Source organism: Flagellimonas onchidii, assembly GCF_004804315.1.
Taxonomy (GTDB): domain Bacteria; phylum Bacteroidota; class Bacteroidia; order Flavobacteriales; family Flavobacteriaceae; genus Flagellimonas; species Flagellimonas onchidii.
The window spans coordinates 224,388-247,279 of sequence record NZ_SRXX01000002.1 but is presented as its reverse complement, the minus strand read 5'-3'; the positions used below and the strand labels follow the sequence as shown (position 1 = coordinate 247,279).

General features: G+C 38.7%; 17 protein-coding genes and 1 tRNA gene. 7 read left to right on the top strand and 11 right to left on the bottom strand.

All coding sequences use genetic code 11. The annotated features are described in order from the left end of the window. Positions 1-9: 9 nt before the first annotated feature. Both E4661_RS03175 and E4661_RS03170 read right to left on the bottom strand, forming a co-directional pair. Complete coding sequence (locus tag E4661_RS03175) at positions 10-1,320, bottom strand: cryptochrome/photolyase family protein (RefSeq protein ID WP_136465368.1); 1,311 nt, start codon at positions 1,318-1,320, stop codon at positions 10-12. Next, on the bottom strand, positions 1,317-1,814 hold the full coding sequence (locus tag E4661_RS03170) for an SRPBCC family protein (RefSeq protein WP_136465367.1): 498 nt from the start codon (positions 1,812-1,814) through the stop codon (positions 1,317-1,319). Before E4661_RS03170 ends, E4661_RS03175 begins: the two co-directional genes overlap by 4 nt. A 201-nt stretch (positions 1,815-2,015) precedes the next feature. On the opposite strand from E4661_RS03170, the gene E4661_RS03165 reads away from it, so the two are divergent. Next, positions 2,016-2,858 carry a DUF2911 domain-containing protein gene (locus E4661_RS03165; protein ID WP_136465366.1) on the top strand — a complete coding sequence of 281 codons (843 nt, stop codon included), beginning with the start codon at positions 2,016-2,018 and terminating at the stop codon, positions 2,856-2,858. Between the two features lie 46 nt (positions 2,859-2,904). On the opposite strand, the gene E4661_RS03160 is transcribed toward E4661_RS03165, so the two are convergent. The 7 genes from E4661_RS03160 to E4661_RS03130 all read right to left on the bottom strand — a co-directional run bounded on the left by E4661_RS03160 (position 2,905) and on the right by E4661_RS03130 (position 10,872). Then, positions 2,905-4,611, bottom strand: coding sequence for a sodium:solute symporter family protein (locus tag E4661_RS03160; protein ID WP_136465365.1), 1,707 nt, complete (start codon positions 4,609-4,611; stop codon positions 2,905-2,907). Between the two features lie 110 nt (positions 4,612-4,721). Beyond that, on the bottom strand, positions 4,722-7,253 hold the full coding sequence (locus E4661_RS03155; RefSeq protein ID WP_136465364.1) for a PIG-L family deacetylase: 2,532 nt from the start codon (positions 7,251-7,253) through the stop codon (positions 4,722-4,724). 100 nt (positions 7,254-7,353) lie between these two features. Further along, positions 7,354-8,313 carry a septum formation inhibitor Maf gene (locus E4661_RS03150; RefSeq protein WP_136465363.1) on the bottom strand — a complete coding sequence of 320 codons (960 nt, stop codon included), beginning with the start codon at positions 8,311-8,313 and terminating at the stop codon, positions 7,354-7,356. A 35-nt stretch (positions 8,314-8,348) separates the two neighbouring features. Then, positions 8,349-8,951, bottom strand: a complete 603-nt coding sequence (locus tag E4661_RS03145) for a Maf family nucleotide pyrophosphatase (protein ID WP_136465362.1) — start codon at positions 8,949-8,951, stop codon at positions 8,349-8,351. Continuing rightward, entirely contained in the window at positions 8,944-9,471 is a 528-nt protein-coding gene (locus E4661_RS03140; RefSeq protein ID WP_136465361.1) for a KdsC family phosphatase, read from the bottom strand. Before E4661_RS03140 ends, E4661_RS03145 begins: the two co-directional genes overlap by 8 nt. After that, positions 9,455-10,216 carry a Rossmann-like and DUF2520 domain-containing protein gene (locus E4661_RS03135; protein WP_136465360.1) on the bottom strand — a complete coding sequence of 254 codons (762 nt, stop codon included), beginning with the start codon at positions 10,214-10,216 and terminating at the stop codon, positions 9,455-9,457. Before E4661_RS03135 ends, E4661_RS03140 begins: the two co-directional genes overlap by 17 nt. Positions 10,217-10,500: 284 nt before the next feature. Next, a complete protein-coding gene (locus tag E4661_RS03130; protein ID WP_136465359.1) occupies positions 10,501-10,872 on the bottom strand; it encodes a DoxX family membrane protein in 372 nt (123 codons plus the stop codon). Positions 10,873-10,970: 98 nt separating this feature from the next. Here E4661_RS03130 and E4661_RS03125 point away from each other — a divergent pair, with 98 nt between their 5' ends. From E4661_RS03125 to bshB1, 5 genes are all read left to right on the top strand, one after another. Continuing rightward, entirely contained in the window at positions 10,971-11,651 is a 681-nt protein-coding gene (locus E4661_RS03125) for an RNA polymerase sigma factor (RefSeq protein ID WP_136465358.1), read from the top strand. A gap of 419 nt (positions 11,652-12,070) precedes the next feature. Continuing rightward, positions 12,071-15,244, top strand: coding sequence for a cytochrome c biogenesis protein CcsA (locus E4661_RS03120; RefSeq protein WP_136465357.1), 3,174 nt, complete (start codon positions 12,071-12,073; stop codon positions 15,242-15,244). A gap of 173 nt (positions 15,245-15,417) precedes the next feature. Then, positions 15,418-16,827 (top strand): MATE family efflux transporter, encoded by a 1,410-nt coding sequence (locus E4661_RS03115; protein ID WP_136465356.1) that lies wholly within the window; start codon positions 15,418-15,420, stop codon positions 16,825-16,827. Between the two features lie 35 nt (positions 16,828-16,862). After that, entirely contained in the window at positions 16,863-18,032 is a 1,170-nt protein-coding gene (locus E4661_RS03110; protein ID WP_136465355.1) for a trans-sulfuration enzyme family protein, read from the top strand. 2 nt (positions 18,033-18,034) lie between these two features. Then, positions 18,035-18,757 carry a bacillithiol biosynthesis deacetylase BshB1 gene (bshB1, locus tag E4661_RS03105; protein WP_136465354.1) on the top strand — a complete coding sequence of 241 codons (723 nt, stop codon included), beginning with the start codon at positions 18,035-18,037 and terminating at the stop codon, positions 18,755-18,757. Here the strand turns inward: bshB1 and E4661_RS03100 are convergent, their stop codons facing one another. Continuing rightward, on the bottom strand, positions 18,758-20,845 hold the full coding sequence (locus E4661_RS03100) for a tetratricopeptide repeat-containing sensor histidine kinase (protein WP_136465353.1): 2,088 nt from the start codon (positions 20,843-20,845) through the stop codon (positions 18,758-18,760). A gap of 310 nt (positions 20,846-21,155) precedes the next feature. Between E4661_RS03100 and E4661_RS03095 the strand changes: the two genes are divergently transcribed. Further along, positions 21,156-21,231, top strand: a tRNA-His gene (locus E4661_RS03095). 54 nt (positions 21,232-21,285) lie between these two features. On the opposite strand, the gene E4661_RS03090 is transcribed toward E4661_RS03095, so the two are convergent. Beyond that, complete coding sequence (locus E4661_RS03090) at positions 21,286-22,845, bottom strand: M28 family peptidase (RefSeq protein WP_136465352.1); 1,560 nt, start codon at positions 22,843-22,845, stop codon at positions 21,286-21,288. Positions 22,846-22,892: the final 47 nt, after the last annotated feature.

Below are 22,892 nucleotides of genomic sequence, written 5' to 3'. Positions count from 1 at the left end.
GAAAAAGCTTCAACCAAGGGCGGCTTTGTAAACTTGAAGACAGCGTTCACGGGCCATTTTATGATCTACAATGGGAGATGGATAGCTAAACTCTTGAATATCAAGCACCCATTTGTTAATATATTCATGTTGTGCATCAAATTTTTCTATTTGGGTCGTTGGGTTGAAAATCCTGAAATAGGGAGCTGCGTCAACCCCGCTACCTGCTGCCCATTGCCAGTTACCCACATTACTTGCCAGTTCAAAATCTAAAAGTTTTTCGGCAAAGTAGGCTTCACCCCAACGCCAGTCAATAAGTAGATGTTTACAGAGAAAACTGGCTACAATCATTCTCACACGATTGTGCATGTATCCTGTTGTATTAAGCTCCCGCATTCCCGCATCAACAAATGGATATCCTGTTTGTCCTGCTTTCCAAAGATCAAATTCCTTATGGTTGTTCCGCCATACAATGCGATCATACTTGGGTTTAAACGATTTGTCCACCGTATGCGGAAAATGCCAAAGAATTTGCATAAAGAATTCCCTCCAGATCAATTCACTCCAAAAAACTTCGTTTTCCTGGACGATGGCATTTTTAATAACCTGTCTAATTGAAACAGTTCCAAATCTAAGATGTGGCCCTAAAAGCGATGTGCCGGCTATTTTTGCAGGAAAGTTCCTGGTTTGTTCGTAGTTCTGAATCAAATAAGGTGTTATGTTGAATTCTGGTACTGAAATAGGAGAGGGAACAAAGCCAATATCTTTAAGGCCCATATTTGGAAACTCATCGTTTTTACAAAGTCTATTTAATCTACGGGATGAATCAAAAGGGATAAGATGTTCTTTTTGATTAAACTTTTCCTTCCATTTGTTTTTATAGGGCGTATATACCACATATGGATTACCATCTTCTTTGACTATTTCATCTTTTTCAAAAATCACTTGATCTTTATAGGTACAGAAAGCGATATTCTCTTTGGCCAATAGTATTCTTATCTCGGAATCCCGTTGGATAGCATAAGGTTCATAGTCGTGATTGGTAAAAACGGCTTTGACCTCATATTTGTGCATAATTTGGATGAAAATAGAAATAGGATTACAATGATACATAGCGAGACCACTTTGGTATTTGGATTGTAATTCTTGGTGTATCTTTTGCAGCTGCCCATGAATAAAAGTGACTCGAGCATCATTTTTCGGAAGGTTATCCAAAATTTCTGTATCAAAAATAAAAATGGGTAATACAGGTTGACCACTATTAAGGGCATGGTACAAACCGATGTTGTCTTCTAGGCGTAAATCTCTACGAAACCAAAAAATAGACACTACATCCTTCATATGGATTTTATTTCCACAAAGTTTTGAACCTTTTCAACCTCTCCAAAGAGTTTGGTTAGTTTTTGCTGACGATATCTAAATATTTTTAAAAGTTGCTGTTTTATCAAAATAGGATAAACCAATTGCCCCAAAATCCCGAATGGGAGCTTAAAATCTATGATATCCTCCATTTGAACTCCTTCGGGCACCTCTTTTAAAAAGTGCTTATGATGCCATAGAGCATATGGGCCAAACCGTTGTTCATCTACAAAATAGCTCCCTTCGACTACATGCGTTATTTCGGTGACCCATTTGGTGCTTAGACCTGGAAACGGATTGACCTTATATTGAATAATCTGGCCCGGAAACATGGGTCTATCAATATCCGATAATATATGAAAGTCCATGTGATCAGGAGTAATCTCCTTAAGGTTTCTTGGGTTTTTTAAAAATTCCCAAGCTTTTGTTTTGAAGATGGGTAAGGTTTGAACCGCATAAAGTTGATATAAACGCATATATCGTTTTTCTTCAAAAATAAATAAATTGTTTAATAATTATATAAAAACATTAAACAAAATAAAATTCTGAACTTTAAATTGAACTCAAAAATAATTTTGAAAACATACCACCATGAGTTTCTTTTAAGTGTTTCTTAACAAGCTTCGCATCCCATAATGGCTAGCTTTGTTTTACTAACAAATCTAAAATTCTTATAAATGAAAAAACTAGCATTGTTTGCTTTTGCTGCCCTGCTTACTGTGTCCGTTGGAGCGCAGATGCAAACACCACAACCCAGTCCTTCGTCAAAACTTAGCCAGACCGTAGGACTTACCGATGTGGAGGTCGAATACTCTAGGCCTTCCGTTCGAGGAAGAACGATTTTTGGCAACTTGGTTCCTTATAACAAGTTATGGAGAACTGGTGCCAACAGAAACACTACAATCACATTCAGCGATGACGTGACCGTTGATGGTCAGAAAATTAAAGCTGGATCCTATGCTATCTTTACCAAACCTGGACAATCTTCATGGGAAGTTATTTTCTATGCGGATACCAATAACTGGGGAACACCACAGGAGTGGGATGATAGCAAAGTGGCTGCCAAAACCACAGCTCAGGTTTATCCATTGCCAGTATCTATTGAAACCTTTACGATTACTATTGATGATGTGAACAACAATGGAGCTAGTTTGGGAATGATGTGGGAGAAGGCCTATGTGGGCGTGAAGTTTGAAGTGCCTACTTTGGAAAAAGCCCAAAAAAGCATTGAAAGTGTTATGTCCGGACCAAGTGCAGGTGATTACTACTCAGCCGCTTCTTATTATTATGAAGAAGGAAAGGACTTGAACAAAGCTAAAGAATGGATTGCAAAAGCCGTTGAAATGAGGCCAGATGCCTTTTGGGTAATGCGCAGGCAATCTTTGATCTTGGCTAAGCTTGGTGATAAAAAAGGAGCTATTGCTGCTGCAAAACAATCATTGAAAGTTGCAGAAGAAGCTGGGAATGCTGACTATGTGAAGCTGAACAAGGATTCTTTAAAAGAATGGGGCGGACTATAAGTCGTTGACCAATGAATTATTTTAAACCCGCTAATTGGCGGGTTTTTTATGCATTTAAGTGAGGTTTCCTAAAAAAGTAATCAAATCCTTCGATAAGCATGGCAATGAAGATGACCAGTAGACATCCAAACGCATTCAACCATAAATAGGACATCCAATCCAAATACCAACCCACTATTACCACAATCTGGGTAATCAAAGCGGCTATGAACACAGCATTTCCTTTCACAAATTTGAAGAAGAATGCCAAAAGGAAAATACCTAATACGTTTCCATAAAAAATAGACCCGATAATGTTCACCAACTGTATAAGGTTGTCAAAAAGGTTGGCTACACATGCTATGATAATAGCGATAACACCCCAAAGCAGCGTAAACCCTTTTGTAGCCAAAACGTAGTGTTTCTCGTTCTTTTTCTTTGCTTGGTTTCTTTTATAAAGGTCTAAAGCTGTGATGGTTCCAAGCGCATTTAGTTCGGATGCAGTGGAGGACATCGCCGCAGAAAGTATAACGGCCAAGAGTAATCCTATAAGTCCCGCCGGTAAATTGTTTAGGATAAAATGGATGAACACATAGTCTTTGTCGTTGGTCTCTACAGAATCATCTGCTTTTGAAATCAAAGCTTTGGCGGCATTTCTACCTGCCTTTTCTTGTTTGTTGATTTTTATAATATCTTGTTTTGCCTGTCGAATCGCATTGTATTCCTTTAAGGCCAGGGCTTCGGAAAATGAACTTTGCGCCATTTTCTTTTCTTGCTCCAATTCTAAATGTGCCTTTTCGAGCGCTTTGTAATCTCCTTCAAATTCAGAGGTCATTACTGCTTGCGTAGCTGCCGGGTTAAAATTCAACGGAGATGGGTTGTATTGGTAAAATACAAATACCATTGCACCAACGAGCAGAATAAAAAACTGCATTGGGATTTTAAAAATACCATTGAATATTAACCCTAATTGGCTTTCCCTAACAGATTTCCCAGAGAGGTACCGCTGCACTTGACTCTGATCTGTACCAAAATAAGCGAGGGCCAAGAAAAATCCACCAGTAATACCGCTCCAAAAGGTATATCGGTTATTGGTGTCAAAACTGAAATCGAGAATTTGGAGTTTATCGTTGGCGCCTGCTATTTTAAGAGCTTCACCAAAGGACACCCCGGTCGGCAAGGAATCCAAAATGAAAAAGAAAGCAAAGAACATGCCCACCATAATGATGAACATTTGCTGTTTTTGTGTAACGCTTACCGCTTTGGTACCCCCAGAGACCGTATAAATGATAACCAAAATTCCGATAATGATGTTAAGGGTACGCAAGTCCCATCCCAATACAGCAGATAGGATTATGGACGGTGCGAAAATGGTGATTCCTGCGGCCAAACCACGTTGAATCAGGAACAAAATAGCCGTAAGGCTTCGGGTCTTTAAGTCAAACCGACCTTCGAGCATTTCATAAGCTGTGAAAACCTTGAGTTTTCGGTAAATGGGGATGAATACCAAACAAATAACAATCATGGCCATGGGTAATCCAAAATAGAATTGCACAAAGCCCATTCCATCATGAAAAGCTTGTCCTGGAGTTGACAAAAACGTAATGGCACTGGCTTGGGTAGCCATAACTGAAAGTCCTATGGTCCACCATTTGGCATCATTGCCTCCTCTTACATAATCCTCTACATTTTTGCTCCCACGGGTTTTCCAAACACCATAGCCTACAATAAAAAGCATGGTGCTGCCTAGAACAATCCAATCCAATATACCCATGAAACCCTTAGTTATTTAGTATCATTATGAAGTAAAAAATCAGAATATACAGCACATTGAGAATATGCACAATGGTGTATTCCTTTTTCCAGATCAAAGTGTTGTCCATACTATCCTTTGACATTGCTTTCAGATTTTACTTCACTCTTTCCTATGGAAAGCATGTTTGCAAATAATTTGTACGCTCCAGAAACTCCGGCTGGCAATTCCCTAAAGAAACTCAGCCCCGTATAGATATAATTTCCTTCGCCATATGGCGCCACAAGTAAACTACCTTCGGTGGCCTCTTCCCCTTCATCGGACATGGAAAGAATAGGTGTGAACTCTGGAGCCCATTCCTTTGGGAAATAAAGCCCTCTTTCTTGAACCCAGCCATCAAAGTCACTTTCTTTAATAGTATTGGGAAAATTAACCAAGGAATGATTTTTTGCTACAATACTTACTTCGGCGGTCTCATCTGTAACACGGTCACGGGATAAGGTAAGGTCGTACGGAGCGATATTTTCAAATTGTTTGGCCCATCTACCTGCCGTATTATATTGAACTATGAGATTTCCACCTTTTTCTACATAATCAAAGAGATGGGGTTGTTTAAATTTTAAGTCGTCTACCACATTGTAGGCACGAATGCCTACCACTACGGCATCGTATTTATCCAAAGAGCCGGCTTGAATTTCCTCCGGATTGATGATATGGACTTGGTACCCTATTTGTTTTAGACTCTCAGGAACTTTATCGCCCGCTCCCATAACATATCCTATATGCTCACCCGATTTTTGAATATTCATACGTACTACCTTGGCCTCTGAAGGTAAAAGGATGGACTGTTTGGGAATATGGTCGTAGGTAATCTCAACAAGTTCTTTTCCATGTGTTTGATTGCCGATTTTCACTCTAGGAGCAATTTTACCTTCACTGTCATGCTCGGGAGGAGTAATCTTAAAAGTTACAGATTGTTCCTGTCCTTTTTGCGCTATGGAGAAAGGAATTTTGGCAGGAAAAACGCTCCAACCGACAGGATGGTCCAATGTTATTTCTCCCTCAACATTATCCTTACCAGCTTTTACACTCACAAGAACATCCTTGCTACCGGTATCTGAAAATATGATAACCTTTTCTGCGATTTTTGAAGTAGCTTCGGGAAGGACAACAAAAGGCTCGTATAATTCACCCTTTTCCGGTTTAGAATACCGTCGGATTACAGGTTTTTCAAATCCAATCTCGACACCATCAAAATCCAACACGAATTCTGCAAGAAACGCACTGGGCGTTTCCGGCTTTCCAATCATTTTCGGGTTGTCGACCTGATACATCCCTAAACTCCACGGATTGTTCAACCAATAAGGCCCTGATTTTGGAGTAGTTTCCGGAACGTGAAACTCTAATTCAAGATTTTCCTTTGCATTATGGGCCAAAACTTGGTTTGGACTTAGTTTGGCATCAATTCCAATTAACTTAACTTCTTTTAAAGTAACTGGTTGTGTACTTCTGTTAAGGGCCTCAATGTTCAGTTTCACCTGACTGTCCAATGTAGTAGATGCTGACTCGGCATTGGCTTCTAAATACATACCAGCGCAATCCAGAATAATGGACTGTAATTCTTGGGATTTTAAAGACTTCCAATGCTCATCTTCCACATTTTGCAAAAGTTGGTATGCTTTTACCAAATCTGGGATGTGTTTGGAAGGATTGGAAAAATCAAATTCTTTTTCAACCTTATAAAGAATATCACCAATGGCTTTGCCTCCTTTTATTCTACTCCATGAAGTATCAATACCATCAAAAAGATTGTTGCTGGCAGGAAGGTCACCTTTTAATAATTCCACATATTCATCTTGGGATCCTCTGGTAGTGATTCTTCCAAAACCCTGACACAGGTGCTGACTACTGGCTATGGATGCAATTTCATTGTTGGAAAGGCCCAATTCGGGATAATAAACACCGACGTCCAATTTCAACATTTTGGATTTATCGGCCTTTTCAAAATTCTCGCGGCTCCCGTAAAACCACCAGGATGTATTGAAGAAAATTCTTCGTGGTTGCCAGGTTTCGGTCAATTTCAATTGTTCAGGATAGGCTTTTTTATCGTTGGCCAAATCAAAAGCTTCCATACTCAGCATAGCGGAAGAGGTATGGTGCCCATGTGTGGAACCTGGGGTTCTATGATTGAATCTATTGATGATCACATCGGGTTTTAGATTCCGGATGGCCCAAACTACATCTCCCAAAACAGTTTCTTTATCCCAAATTCTGTGGGTTTCCTTCGGATGTTTGGAATAACCAAAATCATTTGCTCGCGAAAACCATTGTTCTCCTCCATCCATTCTTCTGGCAGCCAAAAGCTCTTGCGTTCGTAGAACACCTAAAAGTTCCCTAAGCTCAGAACCGATTAAGTTTTGCCCTCCATCACCCCGGGTCAGAGATAAATAAATGGTTCGGGCTTTATCATGGTTGGACAGGTACGAAATGAGCCTGGTATTTTCATCATCAGGATGGGCCGCAATATAGAGTGCGGTTCCCAAAAAGTTTAATTTTTGAAGATTATGATGAATTTCGGTAGAAGAAGGTTTGTTTGGCCTTTGGGCTATAGAATTTGAAACGACGGCAGTTAAAGTCAGCACACTGACCCAAAAGTTTCGCATACAGCTATTTTTAGTGGTTATGCCAAATATAGAAAGATTACAACCAGACAGGATGCTATTTAGAACATCTTTAACAGGGTATAATCAAGACAAGAATGGATTAATTCAACCCTAAACTATCACGCAAGACAACATCCTCATTTCCATTTTGACCCCAATACGCTGTTTTGATAGTTTTTAACTTGGTTGCACGCGTGGTCAACACCTTCGCTTTTGACCCAAAACCACTTTTGAACTCTTCTGTCCAACTTTCAATCGTATACGGAAATTTGGATGTAAAGTTGATGGTCAAGTTTCTTTCAAGGTTTGGGTAGGTCACCGAGTAACTACTAATACCATCTTTTGTAGTCAAACCAGCAATGGCATCATATGCTTTAAGCTCCTTGTGGCTCAATCGAATATATTCCAGTGAAGGAATCATTTTTAGGTCTCCTGTTGGCAAACCTTCTGGATTTATTCTGATTTTTGTCCAGATTTCATTTTCCAGCGCATTTTTTTGGAGGGTTATGTTTTGGTCGGCTTCGCTTTCAAAATAGGAATGGGAAGTAAACTCAAACTGATCTCTATTGTTGATTTGAGAATACATATGACCGCACCATTCCTGAACAGATAAACTCGTCTTGATGGCATGTTGATTATCATGTACAGGATAAAAAGTACTTCCCATAACCGAATAAGGGTAAATGCCTGTGAGGTATTTTTTTGTTGAATTGAGTTTTAAAACAGATAGGTTTTCTGGATTGTTTCGGTCAGCCTTTACTTGTTTTTCAGGTAAAAATGGTTCGGTCACATATATTAACACGGAATGCCCATCCCTGATTTGTCCGTATCGAGCCTGTTCCAGTTTGTACGAAGTAATTTCGGCCAGACCTCCATACCAATACTTTTTCCACTTTTCGCTAAGCTGCCTTTTGGGCTTGATGACTTCCGATACAACGAGCTCATCATTCATTGCCATTTCTTTGTTAGAGACCTTGTTTTTATCCATACAAGAGGTAATGGAAGTGCAAGCCAACAATAGCGCAATAACTGTTAATTCAATTCGAAAGATCTTTTTCATACCGTACGAGTTTTAGTAAAGTTACACATACATTGCTAGGAAACCATATCTGTTAACGTTTTGTATACTAAATGTGTAGGAAGCCCAACCACATTGGTATAAGAACCTTTAATTTCTGAGATTCCAATCATCCCAATCCAATCTTGGATACCATAGGCTCCTGCTTTGTCAAAGGGTTGGCATTTATTGATATAATGATTGATTTCATCATCTGTAAAATCCATGAATTTCACCAAAGTTGTGGCACTTTCTGTTTTTTGTAAGGTAGAAGTAGTAAAACATACCGAGGTGATTACCTCGTGCCAATCACTGGATAAGGTACGTAACATCTGATAGGCTTCAGTGGGATCTGAAGCTTTGGCCAAAGATTCGTTTTTAAACCAAACCACAGTATCGGATGTAAGTACAATTTCGTTTGATTGGAGCTCTTCTTTGAACGGAGTGGCTTTCAATTCTGCCAAGTATCTGGATATTTGCTCTCCTTTTAAACTTTCCGGATAAATTTCCTCAACAGATTTAGGTCTTACTTCAAATTCAAGCCCTAGGTCTTTTAAAAACTGTTTTCTTCGAGGGGAACCAGAACCAAGGATAAGTTTATAACCGTTTAGTTTTTGCTTCAAAGGGTTATTGTCAATCATTTTTTGCACTAAAATTATCGTTCCAGTCACCACGTACCTTAAGTACTTGTTCAATGATGTCACGAACACAACCGTCCCCACCATTTTTGTGCGAAACATAATCGGAAATCGCTTTGACCTCCGCTACCGCATTTTGAGGAGATGTGGCCAATGCAACTTTTTTCATAGGTGGAATGTCAGGAAGGTCATCCCCCATATAAAGAACAGTTTTGGGGTCTATGCTATATACATCTAGATACTCCTCTAAAGGTTCTTCTTTATGATGTGCTCCTAAATAGATGTCTGTTATACCAAGTCCTTTAAGCCTTTCTTTAACCCCTTGGTTGGTGCCACCAGTAATGATACAGACATTATACCCTTTTTGCAAAGCGGTTTTTAAGGCGTATCCATCTTTTACGTTCATCTTACGGAGCATTTCACCTTCAGAGGTTATCAAAATTGATCCGTCGGTGAGTACACCGTCTACGTCAAAAATAAAAGTGCTTATGACGCTTAATAATTCTTTATAGTTTTTTTTCATGGGTTTCTTGGATGGCTTCGCTAAGTAGTTTATAAATTTTGGTTTGTTGTTCGTTTTCCAGTAAACCTATATGGTTTTGAATGCTTCCGAGGTCACCCCTTCGTGCTGGACCAGTTTGTGCCTCATGCGGATGCATTATCTGTACTTTTTCTGCTGTCTCAAGAATCAAAGGTCGTAAAAGTGAGAAAGGGAGTCCTTCTTTTTCGCAAATATCTTTACTGATTTGATAAAGATAACTTGTAAAGTTATTGGCAAAAACAGCAGCTAGATGCAATTTTTTACGTTGTTCCGAATCGATTTCATGTACATTATTTGTTATTTGCTCCGCAAGATACCTGAGTAATTTCATTGAAGAATTCTCACTGGTTTCCAGACAGATAGGTATGTCTTTAAAATTCAATGGTTTACCTTTGGTGAAAGTTTGCAACGGATAGAAAACTCCTCGATTGGTTAAAGGAATGCAATCCATTTCCATAGCTCCAGAAGTATGAACTACTACTCCTTTTTTTGAATACAGCAGCTGAGCCACGTCGGAAATTGCATCATCTTTTACGGCTATGATATACACATCGGCATCCTTGATTTTTGTGGAGTCAGAGCAGGTTTCAACTCGGGATTCAAATTTTTTTAAACGCTCTGGATTTCTTCCATATACTTGTACTATTCTCACTTGAGATTGTACAATGAATGCATTGAACAGATGTGTGGCAAGATTGCCTGTTCCCAAAAGGATAATGGAATACATATGTCAAAAATAACCAACAGAAATAAATGGGTAAAGAAAAGCCACCGATTTTGGTGGCATTTTCACAAGTTAATAGGATAGATTTCTTTTAGACGCAGGCTACAGTAACATCATGCCTATATGCACTGTCCTTAGTGAACTCCATTGTGATTTGACTGTTGTTCTACAAGGAGGTAAAAAATTACTGGCGGTAAACTTGACCTTATGATCATGTCCTGAACCATCTTGAACGGAATATTCTTTTTCAACACATACAGTCACCCCTTCTTTTGATGCAATAAGTGTTAAGAAGATTGATTATCAGATAGCTTAGCCAAGGCGAAGGCGCCTATGGCCATTACAAGATCTCTGACGGCCACATCAATAAATGTTCCTCCTAGGAGTAGCACCAATGCAATAACGGTTAACCATACTGAAACCACCAATGCCCCAATTTTGGTTTTTAAAAACACTAAAACACCTGCAAGAATTTCAATTACGCCAACTACTATCATAAACATACCTGAATCGAAAGGAATCATGTCTGATAGTGTTGGGGAAATATATTGTGTCCAATCAGTTAAAAGATTGGTGAACTTGTCCAATCCGGCCACAATGGGGACCAATCCGTAGGTGTATTTCAACAAGGATTTTACGGTTTCAATATTCGATTTCATGCTTTTTAGTTTTAACTTTAGATAGGTGAGCCTTAAAAAGGTTACAAAATTTTGTAACTATTTGTAAGAACCTGAATCTAAAAGCAAAGCGGCAACTTATGGAACCTATCCAATTAAATGATTACAAACCCCATCAACTAACTGAGTCAGAAATCATCAGGCGTATTCTGGCAGGAGAAAGGGAGTTGTATGAAATTCTATTGAGAAGGAACAATCAAAAGCTTTTTAGGGTGATCAGAAGCTATCTAAAAGATGAGTCAGAGGTGGAGGATATTATGCAAAACACTTATCTGAAAGCATTTGAAAAGTTGTATCAGTTTAAACACTCGTCTACCTATGGCACTTGGTTGATAAGAATTGGAATCAATGAGGTATTGGCACGTTTAAAAGAAAAAGACAAGGTGGTCCATCTATACCAGAGATCATCAGAAGAAAAGAAAAATACCATTTTGGAAATACCAGATAAAAATCAGCTCAATCCAGAGAAACGTATTATAAGAAACGAAGCCAAACAACTTTTGGAAAATGCAATTGACTCTCTTGATGCTAAATATAGGACTGTTTATGTGCTCAAGGAAATAGAAGAGATGTCCATAAACGATATTTCTGAATGCCTCAAGATTTCTAAATCCAATGTGAAAGTTAGACTTCACCGGGCTAAAAACACACTAAAGGAGAGACTTTATGAGCTTGCAGCGAACAAAGAAGATGTTTTTGGTTTCGGTTTCAGTCGATGTGATAACATTACCGAGAAAGTCATGCAGCAAGTATTGGCATAAAACATCCAATAAACACTTCTTAAAAATCCTAAGGGTTTTGTAACCTTTCTTCATATTCCCAATCAAAAGATAGTAGCAAAGTAATTGGCACTTCCTGCCAAGGTTAAATTCAATGCAGAAGAATGATTAAAGGCTTATTTGAATGCCTTGTAAAACAGAGAAGATACTTTGACTTTTGGCTATGAAATAGGAAACTAGTGTCTTATTAGTGGTCCCCCGTGAGAATATTTGGAATAAAGATGGTACTCTCAGGGGGACATTTTTTCTGTAAAGGATTCCCTTTGTAAACTTCATTTGTTCAATGCAGAAAAGGTTTTGTCCTTTTCGTGATAAAAGACCTTGGAGATTACAGTATTGTATGGATTTTAAGCATTTAGTAACTACCTTTGTGGCCTTTTAATTAGACACGCTCTCCTATTATGCTGGACAAACTTTCCAAAATTCTGTTCTCAACCCGATTAATGGCTGTTCTTTTTTTGGTCCTAGCAATTGCGATGGCCTTCGGAACATTTATAGAGAACTGGTACAGTACAGAAACTGCGCGTATTTACATCTATAACACCACATGGTTTGAAGTCATTATGGTGTTTTTTATGATAAATTTTATTGGGAACATTTTCAGATATCGATTGTTACGATGGGAAAAGTGGCCCGTACTAGTACTGCACTTATCTTGGGTCTTGATTATTGCAGGGGCTTTCGTTACCCGTTATATTAGTTATGAGGGTGTGATGCCCATTCGCGAGGGCAGCACTGAGAGCCGTTTTTATTCAGATAAAACATACTTGACCGCTTTTATCGATGGGGAAATCAATGGAGAGGTTAAACGCAGGGTATTGGAAGATGATTTGATTGTAACCACCGAGGGCATAAAATCTTCTCTTCCATGGAAATCAGATTTTAACGGCACACCATTTACCATTGACTACGTGGATTTCGCATATGGTTCCGAAAAGCAATGGGTTCCGGATGAGGCTGGGAAAGAATATTTGACAATTGTTGAAGCAGGAGATGGGCAACGTCATGAACACCATGTCGAAAACGGTACCGTGGTCAATATTCACAACCTTTTATTCGCTGTCAATAAAAAAACTGATGGCGCCATCAATATTGTTACTTCAGACGATGGTTCTTACCAGATTGATACTCCGTTTGACGGAAACTTTATGCGTATGGCAGATCAATTTAGGGGTGAAGTGATTAAAGATAGTCTTCAATCATTCCAGTTAAGATCTTTATATACCATGGCGGGAACACAATTTGTGGTTCCTACACCCTTGACTAGAGGCAAATATGTAGATAGACCGTCATCAGAACCGAAACCCAAAGATGGTATCATGGATACATTGACCGTTTCAATAACCAGCAATGGTCAAACGGTTCAAAAAAAGCTTATTGGTGAAAAATTCAACTCCAATTTTTCCGAAAAGTTCAAGGTCGGTGATTTAGATTTTTCACTCAGCTATGGGTCCAAAACGTATGAACTGCCTTTTGGCATCAAGTTAAATGATTTTATAGCTGAAAAATATCCAGGTACCGAAACTGGCTATGCTTCTTTTATGAGCAAGATTACCGTTGATGACAAACGCCCGTTCGATTATGATATTTACATGAACCATATATTGGACCACAAGGGATATCGGTTCTTCCAATCCAGTTTCCATCCCGATGAAAAGGGAACCGTTCTTTCAGTTAACCATGATTTTTGGGGTACATGGATTACCTATATAGGTTATTTTCTTTTGTATATCGGTTTAATGGGCATCATGTTCTTCGGAAAGACTCGTTTTAGAGAGTTGCAACAAGCGCTTAAAAAGATAAAGGCAAAAAAAGCTGCTTTGTCTGCAGCGGCTATTCTTTTTGCTACAAATTTATCATTTGGACAAGCGGTAAATAATGATGAACATGGACATGCTAATGCACCAACGAAAGCGCAAATAGATTCCATTATCAAATCAAGTATTGTGTCCGAGGAGCATGCAGAAAAATTTGGAGCTCTAGTGATTCAAGATGAGGGAGGTCGAATGAAACCTGTGCATACATTCGCTTCGGAAGTTTTGCGAAAGTTGAGCGAAAAAAACACTTATGAAGGCCTTACCGCCAATCAGGTATTTATGTCTATGATGATGAACCCTGGGGTTTGGTACAACACCGAATTTATTGCAATCGCTAAAAGAGAAAATGATAGTATTAGGGAAATAATAGGCGTACCCAAAAGTCAGAAATATATTAAGGCCACAGATCTTTTTACTCCTGAAGGCGGATACAAGTTGAGAACCTATTTGAAAGATGCCACTATAACGAATAATCCAAGTAAGTTTCAAAAAGATTTCATCAAAATACATGAACGATTAGGACTACTTGATCAGGCTCTTAATGGGAGCATACTTAAAATTTTTCCGTTGCTAAATGATGAAAACAACAAATGGATTTCGGCAGTGGAGTTTCGTTCGGGACAATATCATGTTTCTGATTCGTTGTACGCCAATTTCATTAAAAATGCAATGCCATATTATTTGAGCACTTTGAGAGCTGCCATAAAATCAAATGACTATTCGGAGCCAGAAAAATTGTTGGAGGCTTTTAAACAAAATCAAAAGAACCATGGTATTGAGGTGCTACCCGATGAAAAAAGGATAAAAACGGAGATTTTATATAACAAACTGGACATTTTTAACCGTCTATATAGGTATTATGGCTTGGTTGGAGTATTGTTATTTATTGTTTTAATACTTCAGATTTTTAAAGAAAGAGAGATATACAAAGCTGCTGCGTATCTTTTAAAGGGAACCATTGTTTTATTCTTTATATGGCATACGGTAGGACTGATTATGCGCTGGTACATTTCTGGACATGCGCCGTGGAGTGATGCTTATGAGAGTATTGTATTTTTGGCTTGGGCGGCAATGGGCGTAGGGTTGGCCTTGGGCCTTAAAAGCCAGTTGACCATAGCTGCTACCGCTTTTGTTGCCTCGTTATTTTTGATGATAGCCAATTGGAATTGGGTAGATCCGGCAATTTCTAATCTTGTTCCAGTTTTGGACAGTTACTGGTTAATGATTCATACGGCGGTAATCGTTGGAAGCTATGGGCCCTTAGGAGTAGCAATGATTTTAGGTGTAATTTCACTTTTACTGATCACATTTACAACCAAAAAGAACAAAAAACGTATTCACCTTAGTTTAAAAGAATTGACCATAGTGAACGAATTGGCATTAACGGCCGGTTTGGTAATGTTGGTCATAGGAACATTTCTTGGTGGCCAATGGGCTAATGAAAGTTGGGGTCGATATTGGGGCTGGGATCCTAAGGAAACTTGGGCCCTGATTTCTGTCATGGTTTATGCTTTTGTACTTCATATGCGTTTGGTTCCAGGACTTCGTAGCTTTTGGTTGTATAACTTTGCAAGTATTATTGCATTTGCAAGTATCATGATGACCTATTTTGGAGTCAATTTTTATTTATCAGGATTACATAGTTATGCTAGTGGAGATCAGGTAATCACACCTACTTTCGTATGGTATACAGTACTTGGAGTTTTTATTTTGGGAGGAATAAGTCTATGGCGATACCGCGTCAACTATGTTAAATAATTGATTGGAAATTTCTTACTTCAAAAAAAAATCCCATATTTGCTTCATCATGAAGCTATAAGAATTATGTACGCAATAGATGTCACCATGGGCTTTAGGCCCAAAAAGTAACCGAAAACTCTTTTTCGGATTCGTGACATTTTCTCTTTTTTCTTACACATAATTCTTTAAAAATGACAAAATCTAACACACATACTTTTAAAAAACTCCTTAATTATTTCTGGATTGCTGTAACCGGAAAAGAAACCGAATTTACTTCTGGAAGCATTCGAAAGGCCATTTTTATGCTTTCCATTCCAATGATTCTGGAAATGCTAATGGAATCTATATTCGCATTAGTAGACATTGCCTATGTTTCCAGAGTTAGTGTGAATGCGGTAGCTACCATTGGTTTAACAGAATCTGTAATCACCCTTATATATGCATTGGCCATAGGTTTGAGTATGGCAGCTACAGCGGTGGTTGCACGACGTGTAGGGGAAAAAGATATTCAAGGAGCAAGAACGGCAGCTGTTCAAGCGATAGGTCTTGGGATTTTGATTTCTATTATTTTGGGAATCGTGGGAATTCTTTATGCTAAGGAAATCCTGGCCTTGATGGGAGGAGAGCCTGATCTTATCGAAGAAGGTTACGGTTATACCAAACTGTTGATAGGCGGAAACATTACCATCATGTTACTGTTCTTGATCAATGCCATATTTAGAGGAGCGGGCGACGCTTCCATTGCCATGTGGACATTGGTGCTATCAAATAGCTTGAATATAATTCTTGATCCCATATTCATTTTTGGATGGGGGCCCGTCCCAGAGTATGGAGTAATGGGAGCTGCCATAGCAACCAATATTGGAAGGGGAACAGCAGTGCTGTTTCAATTGGGAATCCTATTTTTTGGATGGAGTAAAATTAAACTTGCCATTAAGGACCTCATGGTGAACATAGAGGTAATGGTCAATCTTGTAAAAGTTTCGCTAGGGGGCATTGCACAATTCTTAATAGGAACATCAAGTTGGGTGTTTTTGATGAGAATCATGTCCGAATTCGGAAGCGAGGTCTTAGCGGGATACACCATAGCCATTCGGGTAATGATGTTCACTTTAATGCCTTCATGGGGCATGAGTAATGCAGCAGCAACACTTGTGGGGCAAAACCTTGGAGCTCAAAAGCCAGATAGGGCGGAGGTTTCAGTTTGGAAAACGGGAAAGTACAATGCCTACTTTATGGGATTGGTATCCTTGGTATATCTTTTCTTTGCCAAGACCATCGTTTCTTGGTTCAATACTACCCCAAGTGTTGTGGAGAATGGAGCATTATGTTTACAGATAATTGCTGCGGGCTATGTCTTCTATGCTTATGGAATGGTAGTTTCACAGGCATTTAATGGAGCTGGTGATACGAAGACACCGACCAAGATAAATTTCATTTCATTTTGGTTGTTTCAATTACCGGTAGCATATGTTTCCGCTTTGATTTTGGGCTGGGGAGCAATGGGTGTTTTTATAGCCATAACCACTGCAGAGGTCTTACTTGCGGTAATAGCCATTATATGGTTTAAAAAAGGAAACTGGAAACGGGTTCAAGTATAAGTGGTTTCGTATCTTTAGCTTAAAAATTTGGCGATATGAGCCTTAATAAAAAAGGAACAAATACTGTTTGCACGCACGTGGGTGAAGTTGAGGACACTATCTATAAAGGAGCTGTATCACCTTTATATATGAGTACTTCCTATGCATTCGAAGATGTTGATGTTAAACGATACCCGAGGTATTTTAACACACCTAACCAAGAAGCATTGTGCAAAAAGATAGCGGCCTTGGAGCATACCGAGGCTGCTTTGATTTTTGGTAGTGGCATGGCGGCCATAAGCACCGCCTTAATGACCTTTTTGAAGGCTGGAGATCATGTTGTGCTTCAACAAACAATTTATGGAGGCACTTATAATTTTGCTGTTTCTCAATTGGAAAAATACGGGATTTCTTATTCTTTCACCAATGGATGGAAGGTCGATGATTTTGAAAAAGAAATCAAGCCCAATACAAAGGTGATCTATATTGAAACGCCTTCGAACCCTTTGTTGACCATTACTGACTTAACTGGAATTGCCAATCTAGCCAAAAAACATGGAATATTGTCAATGATTGACAATACCTTCGCCAGTCCAATAAATCAAAATCCCTCGGACTTTGGAATTGATGTAGTTTGTCATAGTGCCACCAAATATATGGGAGGACATTCGGATATTTGCGCAGGAGCAGTGGCATCTTCTAAACTACATATAGAGAAGATATTTGATACTGCCATTTGTTTTGGAGGGAGTTTAAGCGATTATACTGTTTGGCTTTTGGAACGAAGTATCAAAACAATGGGAATTCGTGTAAAAGCACAGAATGAAAATGCCATGAAATTGGCCAAGTACTTAGATTCTTGCGGTGATGTGGAAAATGTATATTATCCAGGTCTGGAATCTCATCCAGAGCATGAATTGGCCAAGTCACAGATGAAAGGTTTTGGAGGTATGTTGTCATTTGAGTTAACTTCTGAAATTGATGCTTCCCAATTTTTTAAAGAGCTGAGGTTAATCAAACCCTCCATGAGTTTGGCAGGTATTGAAAGTACCGTTCTTTCACCTACCAAAACGTCTCATGCGCTTATGAGTGCAGAGGATAGAAAGAGACAAGGAATTAAAAACTCTTTGATAAGGTTCTCACTAGGAATTGAAGAAATCGAAGATTTAATTAAGGATATTGAGCAGGCCATTGCAAAAGTGAAATCAAAAGCTGTACCCGTTTAAGTATGAAATTAGACATTTTAGTATTTGGTGCCCATCCAGATGACGCAGAGCTTGGAGCAGGTGGAACCATAGCCAAAGAAGTTTCTCTAGGTAAAAAAGTTGGTATTGTTGATTTGACTCGAGGAGAATTGGGTACTAGGGGCTTCGCGGAAATTCGTGATACAGAAGCGGCAAAAGCAGCCAAAATTCTGGGAGTAGAGGTGCGTGAAAATATGGAATTTGCCGATGGGTTCTTTGTAAATGATAAGAAACATCAGTTAGAGCTAATAAAAATCATCCGAAAATACCGTCCAGAAATAGTGCTTTGCAATGCTGTTGATGACCGACACATAGACCACCCTAAAGGAAGTAAACTGGTAAGTGATGCCTGTTTTCTAAGTGGCTTGGTAAAAATTGACACTAAATTGGAAGGCGATGAAAATTGGCAAGAAGCTTGGCGTCCCAAGCAGGTGTATCATTTTATCCAATGGAAAAATTTGAAGCCAGATTTTGTTCTTGATGTATCTGGATTTATAGATAAAAAAACAGAAGCCATAATGGCTTATAGCTCACAATTTTACGACCCCAATAGTAACGAGCCGGAAACTCCCATAAGTAGCAAGAACTTTATTGATAGCGTGAATTATAGGGCTAGGGATTTAGGCCGAATGGTCGGAGTGGAACATGCGGAAGGTTTCAATGTAGAACGTTTTGTCGCCGTGGACAATTTGGATAGCTTAATTTGATTAACTGGCCTGTTGGTATTTTTTCTCGGCTTTTGGAACCGTAAAGAAGAAGGTAGTTCCTTTGCGCAGCACGCTTTCTACCCATATTTCACCTTTGTTTTTAATAATCATCTCTTTACAAAGTGATAAGCCGAGTCCAGTTCCTTTTTCATTATTGGTGCCGTAGGTAGTAATATTGGTAGTGTCTTCGAAGATTTTCTTTTGAATCTCTTTGTTCATGCCAATACCTGTATCCCTGACCATGACTTGCCAATCATCGCGCTTTTCTTCCGCCTCAATGGTAATGAGCCCATTATCAGGAGTGAACTTAATAGCATTGCTCAGTAAATTCCTGACAACTATGTCAATATGATGTTGGTCTGCCCAAATCATTGGGTTTTCGGGCATTTGATTTATAATTTTGATGGACTTGCCCGCAGCAACTTCAGAAAGCAGTTGAACATTGGCACTAACAATTTTATCCAAAGAAATTCTTTTAGGCTTCGTTGCTACTCCATTCAATTGTGTTTGCCCCCAAGACAATAGATTGTTTAGGGCGAACGAAATGTTCTCCACATCAGATTTCAACTTTGGTATAAAAGATAGAAACTCATCTTTTCCAATTTCACCATCAGTAAATAGTTTCAAGATTCCCTGAAGAGCCCCTATTGGACCTCGCAAATCGTGCCCGATAATTGAAAAGAGTTTTGTCTTGGTCCGGTTTATCTCGTTCAACTGGGATTCTCTTTCGCTTACGACCACGGATTTCTCTTGAAGTTCTTGATTCAATCTCTTCAATGTTTTTTCATTTCTTCTGACAACCAATATGATTATGCTTAAAATCAAAAGAATAATAATTGCGAAATAGATGTAATTTCTTTGTTTAGCCAAAGCTATATCATTGGCGGCAATAAGCTGTTTTTTTTCTTGTTGATATTGCATTTTGGTCTCAAGTAATGCAAGACTCTGCTTGTTTTTATCCTTGAACAACGAATCGGAAAGTTTCTTGAAAGATTCCAGATAGGTGAGCGCAGCAACATTGTTTTCGCTTCTTTTATGAAGTTTGTAAAGTGTCTCTGAGCAGTCTATCTGTCCTTGGATGGAATTTATCTTTTTGGATAATTTCAAACCTTCATTGGCGTATTCCATTGACAAGCTATCGCGCTCCAGCCCCAAATAGACTTTTGCCATTCCATTCAGCAACTGAATTTTTTCACGGTCGGCTTGAAGGTGCTCTTTGTGTAACATATTACTTTGGTCATACCAGTAAAGTGCCCATTGATACTTTTTTTGTTCCAGGTAAATACTTCCTTTCACTTCATATGCGTAGGCCAACCAATCATAGATTTTATGTTTTTCAAAGGTTGAGATACTCTTGTTTATATTGAACATTGCGTACTCAAAGTTCTTGGCATCTTTATATAAGGCAGCCATATTACTTTGCGTCTCGGCATGCACAACCTCGTCGCCCAATTCCCTGTTTACTGCCTGTACGGTGTCATAAAAAACAAGTGCATTTTTGTAATCTTTTTGATCCGAGTATAATGTTGCGATATTCTCATTAAGAATAGATAACAGTTCTTTATTGTCTGTTTTTTTGGCAAGGTCTATTCCCTTTAAATATAAATTAAGTGCATCTGCATAGTTTCCTTCATAACTATGTACCTGTGCGAGACCGTTTATAAGGTTAAGTTGAGATTCTCTATGTTCGAATGTATTGGCAAGATGCAGAGCTTCCCTAAAGATTTTCATTGCCTTGTGATTGTTTCCCTCATCCGAATAATAGTTGCCCATAACCTCAAGAGCACTTATTTTGCCATAATCAAAACCGATTTCATCACTTAGATTGAGAACTCTTTTTGAAATGGAATAAGCACTGTCTTTATTGATAAAACGATAGGAAAATGCAAGATTGACCAGTAACTTTATATGAGTGGTATCCTGTGGATTGAATCGATTTGTGGTTTCTAAGTGCTTTAACTTAAATACCAAACTGTCCATTTTGCTTTGTTGGGCATTTGAGGTATAGGAACTAAGAAAGGCACATAAAAGCACCAAGGTTTTTATGGGAATGCGTAATGGCTTTCCAAATATGGTAATCGGTAACATATGGCCATAATATGTGAAGCTTAAAAATAGGAATGGACGCTTTGCCTAGAAACTAAATGTTGTGAATGGACGATTCTTGTGTGTTTTGTATGTTAAAACTGACATCTTGAGATTAAAGGAGCTCAACAATTCCCGTAGGTCTAAAAAGAGAATAGGGACATTAACCAGAAGGATTGCATTAGTATATTTCTATCCTATTGAAATTCAATGAAGTATTCATTGGATTATTTAATGGATCAAATTATTTGATCTAAACGATAATTTCTTTTGATGGAATTGATAAAAAAAGTATTTTTGCCTCCGCTAAAATGGTGGTTGTAGCTCAGCTGGTTAGAGCGCTGGATTGTGGTTCCAGAGGTCGCCGGTTCGAACCCGGTCTTCCACCCTAAAACAATAAGCCCTCCAAAAGGAGGGCTTATTGTTTTAACAAAGGTGATTTATCAACCGGCCTTGTCTACCACAATTTTGTTTTTCCTATTGGCCACCTCCCAAGCTGTATAAAATACCAAACGAGTTCTATTTTCCAATAGGTCATAGTTTATCTTATCTGGAGTATCCCCAGGTCTGTGGTAATCAGCATGGGTTCCGTTAAAATAAAATATGATGGGAATGTTGTTTTTGGCGAAATTGTAATGATCACTCCGATAATAAAACCGATTGGGATCATTTTCATCATTGTATGTATAATCCAATTCAATGTTGGTATATTTCTTGTTCACTTCCTCGGATAAATCATGAAGTTCGGTACTCAGCTTGTCCGAACCTATAAGGTAAATATAGTTCCTATCTCCATTTCGCTTTGGGTCAATTCGTCCAATCATATCAATGTTCAAATTGGCCACTGTTTGGGACAATGGTAAAATTGGCTCAAAATCTGTATAATATCTCGAACCTAAAAGACCTTTTTCTTCACCAGTAACGTGTAAAAAAACGATAGACCGTTTTGGACCTTTACCCTCATCAGCTGCCTTTTTAAAGGCTTCGGCAATTTCTAGTAATGCTACGCTACCCGAACCATCATCATCAGCTCCGTTGTTGATTTCTCCATTAGCGGAAACCCCGATATGGTCTAAGTGCGATGATATTACAACATATTCATTAGGCTTTTCAGAACCTTTGATTAGAGCGATAACATTTTCGGAACTAATTTGATCATTCGCGCTATGTACGTTGAGATCAATGTTGGTGGCTATCGTTTTTGGGGAGTTGTCTTTTTCAATATCTTCCTTTATGGCCAAAGCGGAAGTCTTATCCAGTAGTATGAGATAACTGTTATGGTCCTTTTCCTTTAAGGACATTTTTCCACTTCGATTGTTTTTCATGAATTCGAAATAACCTTTGAATCTTGGAAAGTTCTGTTCATCAAAATATAGGATTCCGATTGCTCCTTTACTCGCGGCCAACTCTGATTTTTTTCCGATAGCTTCAGACATATTGCTCCAAACAGATTTTTCATCTGTTCCGGAAACAACATAAGTGCCATCAGAATTAATCGGCTCTCCGGCTTTCACAAGAATAAGCTTTCCAGTCACATCAAGCCCTTTGTAATCAGAATAGTTATCAGTTTCAATACCATACCCGACATAAACAATGCTATTAAAACTACCTATGGCTTCCGAAAAGGTAAGTACATCAGTACCTAAAGTAAAGTCAGTACCATTTATTGAAATATCACCTTGAGGAACCCTTGCAATTTCCAAGGGTACTTTTTGCAAATAATCACCATCAGGTTTTGCGGCTGGAATACCCAAAGCTTCATACTGTGATTTTAAATAGGCAACCGCCTTTTTTTGCCCGGGTTTTCCGGTTTCTCTTCCTTCAAACTCATCTGAAGCATAAGTGTACAAATGTTCTTTGAGCTCGTTTTGGGTTATAGTACTTGCATAGTCAATGGCATCAGGCGAAGCAGCAATGTTTTGACTGGATTGACCGTTGACTGTTTTTTGGGATGTATTGCACGCCAAGGCCAAAAGCGTGATGAAGAGCAGTGATTTTCTCATTTAGACTTGTTTATTGAACAATTTGCCAAAAATAGCGAATCAAAAGC

Coding starts and splice junctions, on each gene's coding strand:
- E4661_RS03165 (WP_136465366.1), top strand. CDS start 2,016: ATGAAAAAACTAGCATTGTTTGCTTTTGCTGCCCTGCTTACTGTGTCC.
- E4661_RS03115 (WP_136465356.1), top strand. CDS start 15,418: ATGACAAAATCTAACACACATACTTTTAAAAAACTCCTTAATTATTTC.
- E4661_RS03170 (WP_136465367.1), bottom strand. CDS start 1,814: ATGCGTTTATATCAACTTTATGCGGTTCAAACCTTACCCATCTTCAAA.
- E4661_RS03135 (WP_136465360.1), bottom strand. CDS start 10,216: ATGTATTCCATTATCCTTTTGGGAACAGGCAATCTTGCCACACATCTG.
- E4661_RS03120 (WP_136465357.1), top strand. CDS start 12,071: ATGCTGGACAAACTTTCCAAAATTCTGTTCTCAACCCGATTAATGGCT.
- E4661_RS03150 (WP_136465363.1), bottom strand. CDS start 8,313: ATGAAAAAGATCTTTCGAATTGAATTAACAGTTATTGCGCTATTGTTG.
- E4661_RS03145 (WP_136465362.1), bottom strand. CDS start 8,951: ATGATTGACAATAACCCTTTGAAGCAAAAACTAAACGGTTATAAACTT.
- E4661_RS03155 (WP_136465364.1), bottom strand. CDS start 7,253: ATGCGAAACTTTTGGGTCAGTGTGCTGACTTTAACTGCCGTCGTTTCA.
- E4661_RS03110 (WP_136465355.1), top strand. CDS start 16,863: ATGAGCCTTAATAAAAAAGGAACAAATACTGTTTGCACGCACGTGGGT.
- E4661_RS03175 (WP_136465368.1), bottom strand. CDS start 1,320: ATGAAGGATGTAGTGTCTATTTTTTGGTTTCGTAGAGATTTACGCCTA.
- E4661_RS03090 (WP_136465352.1), bottom strand. CDS start 22,845: ATGAGAAAATCACTGCTCTTCATCACGCTTTTGGCCTTGGCGTGCAAT.
- E4661_RS03100 (WP_136465353.1), bottom strand. CDS start 20,845: ATGTTACCGATTACCATATTTGGAAAGCCATTACGCATTCCCATAAAA.
- E4661_RS03160 (WP_136465365.1), bottom strand. CDS start 4,611: ATGGGTATATTGGATTGGATTGTTCTAGGCAGCACCATGCTTTTTATT.
- E4661_RS03125 (WP_136465358.1), top strand. CDS start 10,971: ATGGAACCTATCCAATTAAATGATTACAAACCCCATCAACTAACTGAG.
- bshB1 (WP_136465354.1), top strand. CDS start 18,035: ATGAAATTAGACATTTTAGTATTTGGTGCCCATCCAGATGACGCAGAG.
- E4661_RS03140 (WP_136465361.1), bottom strand. CDS start 9,471: ATGAAAAAAAACTATAAAGAATTATTAAGCGTCATAAGCACTTTTATT.
- E4661_RS03130 (WP_136465359.1), bottom strand. CDS start 10,872: ATGAAATCGAATATTGAAACCGTAAAATCCTTGTTGAAATACACCTAC.